This window comes from Paenibacillus nanchangensis, from assembly GCF_046543445.1.
GTDB classification, from domain to species: Bacteria; Bacillota; Bacilli; order Paenibacillales; family Paenibacillaceae; genus Paenibacillus_AQ; species Paenibacillus_AQ nanchangensis.
This window is the reverse complement of sequence record NZ_JBHOFD010000003.1, coordinates 244741-259015: the sequence shown is the minus strand read 5'-3', so window position 1 is coordinate 259015 and position 14275 is coordinate 244741. Positions and strand designations below refer to the sequence as shown.

11 protein-coding genes are annotated in these 14275 nt (G+C 58.3%); all 11 read right to left on the bottom strand.

Translation table 11 applies throughout. The annotated features are described in order from the left end of the window. Positions 1 to 734: 734 nt before the first annotated feature. Positions 735 to 2405: an MGH1-like glycoside hydrolase domain-containing protein gene (locus ACE6ED_RS03690; protein WP_410825607.1), complete on the bottom strand. Its 1671-nt coding sequence runs from the start codon at positions 2403 to 2405 to the stop codon at positions 735 to 737. Positions 2406 to 2426: 21 nt separating this feature from the next. Next, complete coding sequence (locus ACE6ED_RS03685) at positions 2427 to 3773, bottom strand: extracellular solute-binding protein (protein ID WP_410825606.1); 1347 nt, start codon at positions 3771 to 3773, stop codon at positions 2427 to 2429. A gap of 52 nt (positions 3774 to 3825) precedes the next feature. Next, positions 3826 to 4677: a carbohydrate ABC transporter permease gene (locus ACE6ED_RS03680; RefSeq protein WP_410825605.1), complete on the bottom strand. Its 852-nt coding sequence runs from the start codon at positions 4675 to 4677 to the stop codon at positions 3826 to 3828. After that, entirely contained in the window at positions 4674 to 5594 is a 921-nt protein-coding gene (locus ACE6ED_RS03675) for a carbohydrate ABC transporter permease (protein ID WP_410825604.1), read from the bottom strand. Before ACE6ED_RS03675 ends, ACE6ED_RS03680 begins: the two co-directional genes overlap by 4 nt. 89 nt (positions 5595 to 5683) lie before the next feature. Continuing rightward, entirely contained in the window at positions 5684 to 7309 is a 1626-nt protein-coding gene (locus ACE6ED_RS03670) for a response regulator (protein ID WP_410825603.1), read from the bottom strand. Continuing rightward, on the bottom strand, positions 7281 to 9104 hold the full coding sequence (locus tag ACE6ED_RS03665; protein ID WP_410825602.1) for a cache domain-containing sensor histidine kinase: 1824 nt from the start codon (positions 9102 to 9104) through the stop codon (positions 7281 to 7283). Before ACE6ED_RS03665 ends, ACE6ED_RS03670 begins: the two co-directional genes overlap by 29 nt. A 304-nt stretch (positions 9105 to 9408) precedes the next feature. After that, the gene (locus ACE6ED_RS03660; RefSeq protein ID WP_410825601.1) at positions 9409 to 10227 is read right to left on the bottom strand and encodes a hypothetical protein; all 819 of its coding nucleotides are present in this window, start codon (positions 10225 to 10227) and stop codon (positions 9409 to 9411) included. Then, the gene (locus ACE6ED_RS03655) at positions 10227 to 11093 is read right to left on the bottom strand and encodes an ABC transporter ATP-binding protein (RefSeq protein ID WP_410825600.1); all 867 of its coding nucleotides are present in this window, start codon (positions 11091 to 11093) and stop codon (positions 10227 to 10229) included. The genes ACE6ED_RS03660 and ACE6ED_RS03655 overlap by 1 nt, the downstream gene beginning before the upstream one ends. A gap of 15 nt (positions 11094 to 11108) precedes the next feature. Then, positions 11109 to 12167: a FecCD family ABC transporter permease gene (locus ACE6ED_RS03650; protein ID WP_410825599.1), complete on the bottom strand. Its 1059-nt coding sequence runs from the start codon at positions 12165 to 12167 to the stop codon at positions 11109 to 11111. Next, a complete protein-coding gene (locus ACE6ED_RS03645; RefSeq protein WP_410825598.1) occupies positions 12164 to 13159 on the bottom strand; it encodes a FecCD family ABC transporter permease in 996 nt (331 codons plus the stop codon). Before ACE6ED_RS03645 ends, ACE6ED_RS03650 begins: the two co-directional genes overlap by 4 nt. Further along, the gene (locus ACE6ED_RS03640; RefSeq protein WP_410825597.1) at positions 13156 to 14193 is read right to left on the bottom strand and encodes an ABC transporter substrate-binding protein; all 1038 of its coding nucleotides are present in this window, start codon (positions 14191 to 14193) and stop codon (positions 13156 to 13158) included. Before ACE6ED_RS03640 ends, ACE6ED_RS03645 begins: the two co-directional genes overlap by 4 nt. Between the last annotated feature and the right edge of the window lie 82 nt (positions 14194 to 14275).

The following is a 14275-nucleotide window of genomic DNA, read 5'->3' as shown; positions in this document are numbered from 1 at the left end:
GATAAACTTGACCGTTTGCTTTTTAAATTCTTCATTGTAGCGTTGCCGTTGTTCCCCCATGTGGACACACCTCCGTTAGTCTTATTATCCTTCTGTCCGTTAACGGGTGTCCACTTTTTATTCTAGCTGCATGGAGTCCGCCAAGGCATACCAAAGCCCCAGAATTTCAGGAATAACGTCCTCTGGGTCCGGAAAGACCTCCGTATCGCGGTTCTGTGATAATCCGCTGCGGGTGCCGGTAAGGGTGGGCTGCTTCGACGAGCACCCGCCGCAACTGTGCATTGCTAGCCTTACGGGAGAGGATTCGCAGATCGATCTGAAAATAAACAGGTGTAGATCCAGGGTGGATAGCATTTCGTAACCCATCACGGAATTTTACTGACCCTTATTTCCTTAACTTACAGTTTGCGTACACACCCTAGACTGAACTCACAAATGACAGGTAGATCGGAGCTGTCACTGCGGTCAATTTGGGACTTCCAGCCCGATGTTTTCGGAGTTCTTGAATGGAAGTCCGTATAGACCGAACCTTAAGAAGGACAGGTAGATCGGAGCTGTAACTGCGGCCAATTTGAGACTTTCGGTTGCTGTCATTTTCGGAGTTCTTGAATGAATGTCCCAGATAGCGGTAGAACTCCAAAAATAAGGCTGCTCTTCGCTCCTACAGCTTCAAAAGCCTCCGTGACATCTCCTCTCCCCTGTCCGAAAATGGTTCAGTCTAGACCCCTTCCGCTTTAAGCATACGACGGAAACACCAGCCCGATCGCGGAGTCCCTGATCATCCGTCCATCCTCCAGCCGCAGCCGTTCGTTCCCCTCGGCATGAACCGGCAGAACGCTTCCCTGGTAATGGATGTCGCCCGCCACCGGCCGGACCGACATGCCTACGGCGCCCGTGATCCTCCCCTGTCTGTCCGTCACCACCCGCAGGCCGGCCGGAAACGTAACATGCAGCTCCCCGTCCCGGAACACCCGGCATTTTTCCCGTCCGGTAATCAACTCATAGCGCACCCCGTCCACCGTACGTGCATAGCCCGTGTCCCCGCCGATTTCCCTACCGCCTTCCATGGCGGACAGCGTAAGTCCGGTGAACCAGACTTCATCTGCGGGAGCCGGCAGGATACCGCACATCCGTTCCACAAAATCCAGCAGACAAAGGATGGCCGGCGAATAATCTTCCGTAAATCCCGCTTCCCCAGTCCACGGGCTGATCACCTGCGGGAACCGGGTCATTGCTGCTAACGCCGACAGGATCGGCCGCATAACCCAGGTGAACTCCACAACTCTTCCATGATGCTCAAAAGCATGGGCAGCGCGGATGAGACTAAGAAAATTGGTTGGACCGCCCCACGTGTTGTATGCCGAAAACGGATCGAATCTCGGGTCGTCCATCGCCAGCGACGTAAACGGGTATTTTGCAAAAAACTTACGCGTATTCAGCAGATACAGCCGCAGCATGTCATCAAAAAGACGCCGGTCTCCCACTTCACAGGCCAGCACACGCAGCAGAACGTCCGACTGCACGCGGACAAAAGCTCCGCTGCGGTCCCGGTCATAAAAAAAACGGTCCGCTTCGTCGTAACACCAGCGGAACAGGCTATCCAGGCTGTCGTCCGCTTTGCTCGCCCACTCCCCTTCCTCCTCCCGCCGTCCAAGCAACCCGGCAATCCGGGACAAGTAGACTCGCTGGCAGTAGACATTCGCCGTCAGATCAGGCGCCAAATAAGGAAGCACCGGCGAATCCGGGTCAACGTGGGCCGCGTCCTCCCGGTACGGCGTATCAGGCGCATGCCAGAACCGGGGCGACAAATCATGCCCGGTATCGTAGGCGCCAAAAGCCTCTACGCAGCCTGTGCCCCTTGTGTTCCGGTATTTGGCCAGCCAGCTGTCATAGGCGGCCATGGCCCGGTACATCTCCTCCAGGAAGTCCGTGTCCGCGTGGCCCAGCCGGTAATGGTTCCAGACACACCGGGACAGCGGCGTCACCAGCTGAATCTGCCGGAAGGCCGGTCCGGCCGCCGTAATTTTGTAGGGCAGCAGACCGTCTTCCCGCTGCAGTAAAGCAAATGCGCGGTAGGTCTGTCCCGAGACTTCCGGCAGGAACCGGGACAGCAGCTCGGCGCTGATCGTTCCGGTGCTCTCCAGCCAGCATCCCGCGTATACCCCGCCCTCCTGTAGAATCCCTCCGCCGCCGCTCTCCATGTCCGGCTTACCTGCAGGCGGGGGCGCAATGCATTCAAATAATTTGTCTACGGCCAGACGATACGCCGTTTCCAGCGGCCCGTCCGCTGCGAACCGGACATCCGCCCGGCTCCATTCCGCTTTCGCTCCCACCGTCCGGATTTTCCCGGACGGCGGCGGAGCGGAAGCGGGCTGCCGCAGCTTGGCAAGCAGTTTGTCGTTCACCCTGGCACCCGCTTCCTTTGGTTATTTGTTGCTTTCAAAGATTTTGAGCGTGCCGCTATAAAAATCCTTTACCGCTTCTTCCACACTCTTTCGGCCGAAGCCGATTTCCTGCACCGTGGTTTCCGCCAATTTGGAGTATTCAGCGAATCCCGGCGGATTGTAGCTTACGGCAAACGGCTCCGCCGCAGCCGCTTCGGACACCCGGTTTGTGTAATCATAAACGATCTCGTCGACGTCGCTCGCATTTTGGCGCAGCTGCTCGCGGTTAGCCGCCATTACCGGCACGCCCCGGTCATTTCCGAGAATCTCGGCCGCCTCCGGATTGTTGACAAAAAAGCTGATAAACGTGGCAACCTCCTCCGGATGTTTCGTTTCGGCGTAGCCGGACAATCCCTGACTGGACTCAAACACGACGCCAGTACCCTTGGGCCCGCGCGGGAGTTGAACCATCGTCAGCGGATCTTCCGTCAGCGCCTGATGGGCAACCAGCTGATTGGAGGCGGTCAGACTCATTCCGACTTTTCCGGTGATAATCAGGGATTTGCTCGGGTCGCTCAAGGGGTTGGAAACGGCCAATTGAGGCGGCACCACTCCTCCGTTTTTGGTCGTCTCTTCCCAGTATTTGAACCAGGGCAGCGCATCGGTTTCCCCAAAGCCCAGCTTGCCGTTTTCCATGTCATACAGCTGCTTTCCGTTCTGTTTCAGCGCGATATCCATACCGTCGACGGTAAAATTATACGTGCCGTATACGCCTTCGCCGCCCAATTTGTCATGAATCTGCTTGCTGATTTCGGCATACCGCTTCCAGTCCCAGCCATCCTCCGGAACCGGCAGTCCCGCCCGCTCGAACACAGCTTTGTTGATGATGATGCCTCTTGCATTGGCCCCAGCCGAAACATGCACCAGTTTGCCGTTCAGCGTGCCGTATTCAATCATGGATTGGTCCATGTCCGTTAGATCCAGCTGCTTATCCACATAAGGACCAAGGTCGAGCAGAACGCCTTTATTGGCGTAATCGACGACATTTCCCCCTAGAAAAAATACATCCGCAGCCGACCCCGAAGCGAGCTGGGTATTCAGTTTGTCAAAATAGCCGGTTGATGGAGCAAATTCGCCCATCACATCGATGTCAGGGTGTCTTTTCTCGAACAGCTCAATGACTTTGTTGGTCAAATCCGCGCGTTTCTGGTCCCCCCACCACATGACGCGCAACTCAACCTTGGCATCTCCGGTGCCAGTTCCGCTGCCGCTGCTGCCCGCTGAACCGCTGCTTGTCTCCGCCGGACCCGACGCTCCGGTTCCTCCTCCGCATCCGCTCATGGTTACCGTTAGCAGAAGCAGGACTCCTGCTAATACACGCTTCTTCATCCCTATCTCTCCTCTTCTTGTCGTCGTCCGCCTTGGCGGCTGTTCTCGGGCGTTATTTCAGGCCCGTTGTAGCGATTCCTTCCAGAAAATAACGCTGAAACGTCATGAAAACGGCGGTAATCGGAAGCAGCGACAATGCCGACATAGCCAGCAGGGCGCCCCAGTCCGACGAACCCGTCGGATCGAACAAGGAGCGGATGCCAAGCTGCACGGTGAACAGCCGGATTTGGCTGAGGTAAATCATCTGGCTGAAGAAGTCGTCCCAGGTCCAGATAAATGTGAAGATCGAGGTTGTGATTAATGCCGGCACAAGGAGCGGCACGATGATGCGCAGGAAGATTTGTTTTTGGCCGCAGCCGTCAATCGTTGCGCTTTCGTCCAGCTCCCGCGGCAGCCCGCGGATAAACTGCACCATCAGCAGAATAAAAAAGGAATCGGTGGCCAGCCACTTGGGCAATATCAGCGGAAAATACGTATTGATCCAGTGCAGCTGATCAAAAATGATGTACTGCGGAATTAGCGTCACATGATGGGGCAGCATGATCGTGACCAGCATCAGGGAGAACCACAGCTTGCTGAACCGGAACGTCAGTCTGGCAAAAGCAAACGCCGCCAGCGAACAGGTAACAACATTGCCAAGTACGGAAGACAGCGAAATAAACGCCGAGTTGGCGAAAAACCGGCCAAACCCGATGCCCTGCAGCCCTTTCCAGCCGTTGGCGTAATGCTCCAGCGTAAACCGTTTCGGCCAAAGCCCGGTGTCCGTGAAGATGAGCGAATTGGGCTTAAACGAACTGCTGACAAGCCAAGCCACCGGATAAATCATCAGCAGGCCAAATGCGATAATCAGCAGATGTTTGCCGGTGCGCGACAACAGAGTGGAGAACTTGCTTGTGTCCGTCATGCCTTGCCGCCCCCTTTTTCATCGCCGTAAAACACCCAGAATTTCGAGGTGGCGAACACGATTGCCGTAAAAAAAGCGATGATCAGCAGCATAATCCAGGCCAGCGCCGAGGCATAACCCATATCGAAAAACGAAAATCCTTTCAGATACAGATACAAGGTGTAGAACATGGTGGAGTTCAGCGGCCCCCCGCGCCCGTCGCCGATCACAAACGCTGGTGTAAACGCCTGGAACGAATTGATGATGCTCATCAGCAAATTGAAAAAAATCACGGGGGACAGCATCGGCAGCGTAATGCGGAAAAACTGCCTGAGCTTACCCGCACCATCCACCTGCGCGGCTTCGTACAGATCGGCGGGCACCTGCTTCAGTCCGGCCAAAAATATGACCATCGCCGACCCGAACTGCCACACCGACAGCGAAACGATGGTGTACACAATATAGTCGGGATGCGAAATCCATGAGGGCCCCTCAATTCCGAAGACGCCCAGAAACTGGTTCACCACCCCTGTGCCGTCAAAAATCTGTCTCCAGACAATGGCGATAGCTACGCTTCCCCCAAGCAGGGAAGGCAGATAATACACGGTCCGGTAAATGCCGAGGCCCCGGATGCCCTTGTTCAGCAGAAGCGCAATAAGCAGCGCAAAAATCAGCCGGACAGGCACGGAGAGAAACACGTACTTGAAGGTCAGCCAAAGCGAGCTGCGAAAGGTATCGTCGTCTGTGAACAGGCCTGCATAATTGTCTAATCCGATCCACTCAGGTGACGTTAGCAGGTTGTAGCGGGTCAAAGACAGATACAGCGAGCCCAGCATCGGTCCTAATGTCAGGCAAAAAAATCCGAGCAGCCAGGGAAGCAAAAATAAATAAGCGGTCGCATTTTGTTCCCGGGCCAGCGTTCCCTTTGCGGTTTTCATGCAGCCCTCCTCCTTTCCATCACAATTGCTTGCTTCTTCATGATAAAAGGGATTGCCAGGCGGGTGAATCCGCTTTCTTCGGGTACTGATTATTGATTTTTTCGGGTATACCGCTGCCGGTATTCCGAAGGGCTTACTCCATAAATCCGTTTGAACCGTGAGCTGAAATAGCTCGGATTGGAGAACCCCGACAGCTCCGCGATATCCCACAGCCCTAGCCCGGTTGTCTTCAGCATCCGCACAGCCTGCTCCATCCGGACGCTCGTGACGTATTGGTTAAACGGGGTGCCGATTTTGTCTTTAAACAGTTCCGAAAAATACGACGGGTTGTAATTAAAGCGCTCGGCGACGGACGGCAGCGGCAGATCGTACATGTAATTCTCCCTGATGTACGCTGTGGCCTGCTCCATTGCCGACTGCTCCCGCGGTTTCACATCCAGAGAGCCCCGGACGGCTTCCTCCGCGATTTCCATCAGAAACGCCAGCGCCTTCGGCACCGTGTCCATACCCAGCACCCGCTCCGGACGGAGCCAAAGCCTTTCCCGCGTGCCGCCCGCCGGCTCCGCCTCGTGGACAGCCGCATCCAGGAGGAGGTACAGGCGGAAGATCACTTTGACCAGTCTGGCGGGCGAAACCGCGCTGGCCGCCTTGAGCACACGTTCCATTTCCCCGCGCAGCCGTCCGGTCTCACCGCGCCGAAGGAGCAGGCGGAAGCGTTTGGCCGTTTCCTCCAGCCGTTCGGCGTTGCCGTCCATGTCAGTGTGCACGTCCGTGTCCGAATCTGCTTCCCCCGCCGCACCGCCCGCCTGCAAATTCCAGGCCAGCAGCGAGGAGGAATACCCTTCCTCCCAGCGGGCGAAGCCGCGGACCGGTCTGCCGATTCCGGCGCACAGCTCGAACCCGGTATATGAGCGCATTGTATCGGCCAGCTGCCCGGTAAAAACCTGCGACTCCCGCTCGTCCGCAGGCAAGATAAAATGCAGCAGCCCGGGGTAAAGCCCGCTGCGGAACACCTCTGCCGGCTGTGTCCAGCCGGCGGCAAATTCGCGGGCGATCATGTCAAAGGGCAGCCGGAAATCGTCGGGCTGACGCTCCTCCCCGGGCATTCCGCCAGTTCCAGCAGACGAAGCCGCAGACTGCTCTTTCATCCCTGCCGTCAGGATGCGGATCTCCCGCTCCTCCCAGCCGGCGAGCTCGAACCGTGCGGCCCGCTCCCGGACCGGCAGGCCCGCATGCGCTTCACCTTTGACGAGCTGCAGCAGGAACTGCTCCTTCAGCTCGCGGTAATCCTGCGTAAGCCGCCAGCCGGTCAAAGCGTCCGCCTCCGCGCGTCTGCGTTCCGCATCCAGCTCCTGCCTGATCCGCTCAAGCGCCGCGGTCAGCTCGTCCCGGCTAACCGGCTTCAGCAGGTAATCCCTCGCCTGGCTGCGGACGGCCGAACGCGCATACTGGAAGTCCTCATAACCGGTGATAACGATCAGCCGGGTCGCCGGATGCTCCTTGCGGCATACTTCTAGAAACGAGCGCCCGTCCATGACCGGCATGTTCATATCGGCAAGCACGAGGTCAAACGGCGTACGCGCCAGTTGCTCCAGCGCTTCTCTGCCATTGGAGGCCTCCGCCTCCACCCTCATTTTCAAGCTGCTCCAGTCGGCCTTCAACCGCAGCCCTTGGCGGATTTCCGGTTCATCGTCCACAATCATCACTCGGTACATGGGTTTTCTCCTCCTGTTCTGGCAGGGACAACACAATTCGTGTTCCGCCCCCGATGCCCGGCTCAACCGCAACCTGAAACAGCTCCCCGTAATACAGCCGGCAGCGGGCGAGCACATTGCCAAGCCCGATATGGCCGTTCCGGCCGGCCAGCACGTCGTCCGGATTTGGCGAATGGAGGCGCTCCATCAGGCTGAGTTTCAGTTCCTCGCCAATCCCCGGACCATTATCCGTGACGCTGAGGTGCAGACGGCCGTCCGCACGCCGGGCCGAAATGCTTACCCTGGCTTCGGTGCCTGCCGCTAAGCTGTATTTCACCGCGTTTTCGATCAGCGGCTGAAGAATGAACTTGATCGTCGTCAGCCGCTCAAGGCCTTCCTCCCGGGTCAGGCCGATTTTCAGCCGGCTCCCGAACCGGATTTTAAGAATGGACAAGTAATGCTCCACATACCCCAGCTCCTCCTCAAGCAAAACGACATCGTCGCTGATCCGCAGGCTGTAGCGCATCATCCGGCCGAGATCTTCGATGACCGTCACATTGTCCTCCGTTCTTTTTTGCATCGCCAGGCTGCTCATCAGCTCCAGCGTATTGAACAGAAAATGCGGGTTAATCTGCATCAGCAGCGCTTTGTATTCCGCCTGCTGGCGCAGCAGCTTGAGCTCAAACTCCGTCTGAATATGGCTCCGCAGCCGCACAACCATATTGCGGAATGTCCCCGTCACATAGCCGATCTCGCTGCGGACGGTCTCCTGCGGCGGAATCCGCATTTCGGCGTAGCTGAAGTCCCCGCGCTGGACATGCCGCATGGCCGACACAAGCCGGGACAGCGGCTTGGTAATGCTGCTGGAGAGGACGGATGCCAGCACAAGCGACAGCACCAGCAGGAGCGAGGCAATTACCATGATGCTGTTCCGCAGCCGGAACAACTCGGCGTACAGCTCTTTTTCCTGAACAACGCCGACGAGCAGCCAGTTCGTTTTCGGCAGCTTTTTGTAGATGACAATATCAGGTTTGCCGCCCGCATCCCGCACGTCAAGCACCCCTCCCTTTTGTCCCGCCCGCCTAATCGGCTCCAGCGCTTTGAGTACATGCGCGTGCTTCGGGTCGGACTGCTCCGACAAAAGCGGGGTTCCGTCTTCATCCAGCAGGAAAATGCCGCCCGTCTGCCCAAGCCGGATCCGGTTAAGCGGTTTCAAAAAATACTCCGTCTTCACATTCACCTTCATCAGCACCCGGGCGGAGGCGATGTCGAATGAGCCTACAGGCATCACCATGCCGATTACGGGATGCAGGTTGTTCTGCCGGACTTCGACCGGGTCCGTATGCGAAGGCACCCAACGCTTGCGGTGCTCCAGCAGATCCGCGTACCATTTTTCCTGTTTAAACGTGTCATCCTCCATGACCAGATTATCGCCCCCGACCCACAGCCCGTCCTGGCGGTAAAGCGTAACCCCCGATACACTGGTGTAGCTGTTGGTGGTCCGCGTCAAAAAACGGCTCATCCCAATATGCGACAGCATCTTTTCCCCGGCCGGAATGGCGGGGTCGCCCGCAGTCTCCGCCCAGCGCGCCGTAACCTCGCTGTTGAAGACCAGTGACGCCAGGTCGCTGATCTGGGTATGCACCATGTCGAGATAAAGCGCGTATTCCTCCATCATTTCTTTAGCGGAGGTTTCGATGTTGGACCGGAGGATTTGCCTGGATTCGTTGATGAGTACGACGGACAACGTCACAAAAGACAGCAGGAACAGCAGGATAAAGCTGACAGTCAGCCTGCTTTTGAGCGAATACAGCACGCGGGTCCCCTCTTTCTGCGGATTGGGAAGCCGCTCGTTCCGCCGCACCTCCCTTTTTGTGTCCCATCATACTGGGGGTTTCCGCCGCTGGCAACCCTTTTTGGCGCATACTCCACGCAAAAAAGGCCCCGGTTCCAGCCAATACTGGACCAAGGCCTTTACAAACTTGTATTTTGGGTTGTACGCCGATTGTTTACACCGGCCCACGTACACCGCGTCCAAGCTTCCCACAGACAGCATCCCGCAGTCACATGCTCCGCAATCAGCTCTGCGCAGTCAGTTCTCCGAGGTCAGCATTCCCCACTCAGCCTTCCGCAATTCCCGCTTTCAGCCTGTAGCTCTGCCGCCGTTCCGCCCGTTCCGCTTCGGTTAAACGGGGGCAGCGGTAGCAGTACACGCCGCCTTCGGTCCGGTAGTTCAGGCAGCACGAAGATTTCAGCGCCACCTGCCGTCCGGGAACGGTCAAATCTTCCACCGGCTTGACGGGAACGTCGAACGGATTACGCGCCCGCCCGAATATCTCCTGCGGAGGCAGTCCGCTGCGCAAAAACAAATAATCCTCCTCCAGCTGCCGGCGTAACAGACTGTCGTCCGTTTCCAGCATCAGCTGGTTGATCGCGTTATGGAACCTGGCCGGCCACTGCCCCCACAGCAGTCCCGCATTGACGCCGCCCGCTTCCGCCAGCGCTTCAATCAAAGACCGGGCGTGACCGTAAAAGCTCCGGAGCGCCGTATCCCGCCATTCCGGGCGGGCGCGCGCATCGGACGGGCCCGCCGGTGAAGGCGTTTCGCTCCACGTCACCGGACGGAATTCCACCTTGAGCTTCCCCGAGCCCGCATTCAGATCGGCTGCAAGATTGGGCAGGCACAGATCAGGCGCCGTATCGCGGACCGACATCGCAGCCTGCAGCGCCAGCGCGACGCCGCCGAACGAACCCGCGATCCGGACAGCCGCGGCCGTCCGGTCCTGTCCCCGGATGCTCGCCGTGATCTCGTCGATCCATTCCCTAAGCAGCGGAACGTGCAGCAGCTCCGCGGCCGGGACGGAACGTACACTGTGTTCCGAGGCCGCTTTCCTGATGCCGTAAGAATCGGCCAACCATTCGCGCGTCTCAGTAGGCATCAGACAGCTCCCTGGCGCAGGAACGCTTCCCGTTCTCCGCTTTCCGGCTGGATCCCCTTGTCACCGGCTGCCGGGCCAATCCGCCGCCCTTTTCCGTGCGGAATACACAGCGGCGTACCGAACAGCGGGTCCCGGCCAACTGTACAATCGAGATCGAACACGGCCCGTACCGTTTCCGGCGTAATAATCTCTTCCGGACGCCCTTCCGCGTAAATTCCTCCATCCCGGACGGCGACCATATAGTGGGCGTACCGGCAGGCCAGGTTCAGATCGTGGAGCACCATCACAATCGTCCGGCCTTCCTTCTCATTCAGCTCATACAGCATGTCCAAAATCTCGATCTGATGCGAAAGATCCAGGTAAGTCGTCGGTTCGTCCAGCAGCAGCGTTTCCGTGCCCTGCGCCAGCGTCATCGCGATCCACACGCGCTGCCGCTGGCCGCCGGAGAGCGAATCAACCGTCTGTTCGGCTAATTCCTCCACCCGGGCCGAACGGAGCGCGGACGTTACGCATGCTTCATCTTCCTCCGACCACTGCTTCAGCCAGCTTTGGTGCGGATAGCGGCCTTGTTTAACCAGCTGCCGGACAGTCAGCCCTTCCGGCGCGGCCGGTCCTTGCGGCAGAATCGACAGGCTCCGGGCGATTTCTTTGGTCGGCATCCGGGAGATTTGACGGCCGTCGAGCAGCACGTTTCCCGACTCCGGCTTCAGCAGCCGGGCCAGCGTGCGCAGCAGCGTCGATTTTCCGCAGCCGTTTCCCCCGATAAATACCGTAATCCGTCCCTTGGGCACATCCAGATTCAGCTCTTTGATGACGGACTTGCCGCTGTAGGCCACCGACAGCTCCCTGGCTTGAATGGAAGTCAACGCAATCACGCTCCTCTACAGGCGATTTCGGTTATGGAACAAAAGATAAATAAAAAACGGCGCGCCCACTCCCGCCGTAAACACACCGGCCGGCACATCCAGCGGATAAAACACGGTCCGGGCGATCAAATCCGCCAAAAAGACCAGCAGCGCGCCGCAGAGCGCAGAAACCGCAGTCAGCGCGCCAAACGGGCGGCCCGCCCATTTGCGGGCGACATGCGGAGCGATCAGGCCGACGAAGCCGAGCGCACCGGCCACGGATACGGCGAAACCCGCCAGTACCACACTGATCAGCAACAGCACCAGCCGGTGCGGCTGCACGGCGACGCCAAGCCCGCCCGCCGTGTCGTCTCCCAACTCCTGCGCGTTCAGACTGCGTGCAAACAGTGCGGCGAGCGGGATGCCTATGATGACGGCGGGCAGCAGCGTAGCGACGTCGTCCCAGGTCGATCCATACACACTTCCGGTCATCCAGATGTAGGCCTGACCCGCCGTCGTGTCGGAGCTCAGCACCAGCATCAGCGTAGTCGCGGCGGAAGCCGCGGCGGACAGCCCGGTTCCGATCAGCACGAGCCGGACCGGGGAGACGCCTTTATTCCAGGACAAGGCATATACCAGCAGCGAAACGGCCAGCGCGCCAAGGATCGCGGCCAGCGGCAGCAGCTTGATGCTGACCGTGCCGCCCAGAAAAGCGAGAAAACCTACAGCGGCAGCCGATGCGCCGCCGGTAATGCCGATAATATCGGGTGAAGCAAGCGGATTGCGGATGACGCCCTGCAATACGGCGCCGGAGACGCCAAGCGCGGCGCCTGCCAGCAGGGACACGAGCACCCGGGGAAGGCGCAGGGTCATAATGATGAAATCATATTCGCCTTGCCCGGTGCCCCAGATCGTCTGCCATACGCCGAGCGGAGAGATATACTGTTCGCCCCAGCCCGTTCCAAATACAATCGCGATAATCACTGCCGCGGACAGCCCCAGAATAAGCAGCGCGGTACGCGGCCTGATCTGAAAGCTGACACCGCCTCCCCGGCTGCGTACGGTCATTTCTCTGTTTGATAAACGGAAGCTCATCTCCACACCCCGCCTTTCCGGGCCGCATGGACAAAAAACGGTACGCCGATCACGGCGGTCATTACGCCAATCGGGATTTCGCCAGGCGAAATGGCAAGCCGGGCCGCCACATCGGCCAGCAGCAGCAGTACCGCCCCAAAGATTGCGGAGATCGGCAGCACCCAGCGGTAATCGCTCCCGGCGGCGGACCGGGCCAGATGGGGAACAACCAGACCGACAAAACCCACCGCTCCCACTATGGCGACGGAACCGCCGGCCAGCACCACAACAAGCACGCCGATGGCCAGCTTGACGATCAGCGTATTTTGGCCAAGTCCTTTGGCGATGTCTTCCCCGCTGTTCAGCAGATTGACGGCGCGGCCCATCAGTACGGCGGCAAAAGCGGCCGCCAATATAAACGGCAGGACCGGCAGAGCCGTTTGCAGCTCACGTCCGCTGACCGAACCCGCAAGCCAGAACAAAACATCCTGGAACCCCGACTCATTCAGCACCAGCATGCCCTGCGTAAACGAGGTGAACAGCGCGGTAATCGCAGCGCCGGCCAAAATAAGTTTAACCGGTGTCAGCCCGTCCCGGCCCAGTGAGCCCAGTCCATAGACAACCGAAGCGGACACAAGCGCGCCAATCACGGCGTACCCTGCCAGCCCTAGCAGCGGACTGGACGGAAACAGCAGCACGCCGGCCACAACAAAAAAGATAGCGCCCGCATTAATGCCAAACACATCTGAAGCGGCAAGCGGATTTCGGGTGAGCGCCTGCATCAGCGCGCCGGCAAGCGCCAGCGCGGCGCCGGCCGCCGTAGCGATTATAGTCCGGGACAACCGCTCCGTCCGGACAATCAGCTGCTCCACATTGCCGGGATCGTAATGAAAAAACGCATCCTTTAAGGCCCCCCAGCCGACCGCGGTACGGCCCAGCAGCAGGCTGCACAGCATCGCCCCCGCCAGGGCGATCAGCGAGAGGAGGAGCAAAATGACTGGTTTTTTGCTCATTTTGTGAGGCCGTACATCTCATACAGACTGTCCAAAGCCCGGTGAGCGGACAAAATCCCGCCGGCCATGTTCCAGTCCACTTCGTTCACCATGTGCACCTGTCCGTTTTTCACGGCGTCCAGGTTTTTCCACAGCGGATGGCTGGTCCATTCTTGATAGTATTTTTCGACTGCCGCCTTGTCGTCACCGGAGTTAAAATTGAAAATCACGTCGGCATTCATATCCGGAATGCTTTCTTTTGAGGTCAGCTTGACGCCCCAGATGTCCTCATCGTGTCCCGGCGGCCGCGTAAATCCAAGGTCTTTCAGCAGACTGCCGCCATAACCCATGTAAAAGATTCGGGCATGATCCGCCCGGAAGTTGGTAATCGTTGCTTCCATCGGCAGCCGGTCGCCCATTTTTTTCTTGAAATCGGCTGTACGTGCGTCCCAGTCCGCCAGCAGGCGGTCCGCTTCGTCTGTTTGGTTCAGCGCTTCGCCCATCAGCCGGACCGTTGCCTTCCAGTCGTACACCTCACCGATCATCACCGTTGGCGCAATTTGACTGAGCTGATCGTAGATTTCCTCATGTCTTGTTTTTGTGGCAAAAATCACATCCGGCTTCAGCTTGTACAGCTCCTCCAGATTAGGCTGGTTCTCTTCGCCGAGCAGCGGCACGCCTTCCAGGTCTTTGCGCAGGTATTCATAAACCGGCTTCTCTTCCCAGGACTCGACGATCCCTACAGGTTTGATGCCAAATGCGACGGCCGCGTCATTTGCGCCTTGATACAGGGTGGCGATCCGCTTCGGCGTTCCTGTAATCTCCGTTTCGCCCATTTCGTGCTTCACCTTACGCACAGCCGCCGACGCATCCGCCGCCGGCTGACCCGCATCGGACGCCGCCGGCGACGCTTCACCGCCCGCTGCTCCCGCTGAAGCGGGCCCTTGTCCCGCGGCTGACCCGCTTGAATTTCCCTGCCCGCACCCGGCGGCCACAATAAGCAGCATCGCCAGCATTAAAATGGCGGCGCCGCGTTTCTTTACGTTGACTTTCATTTTTCATTCCCCCTACCTGCTGCCCTCCAAAGTGAAAGACCGGCATTATAATTGATATTGATTCTCATTATTAATTATAAAA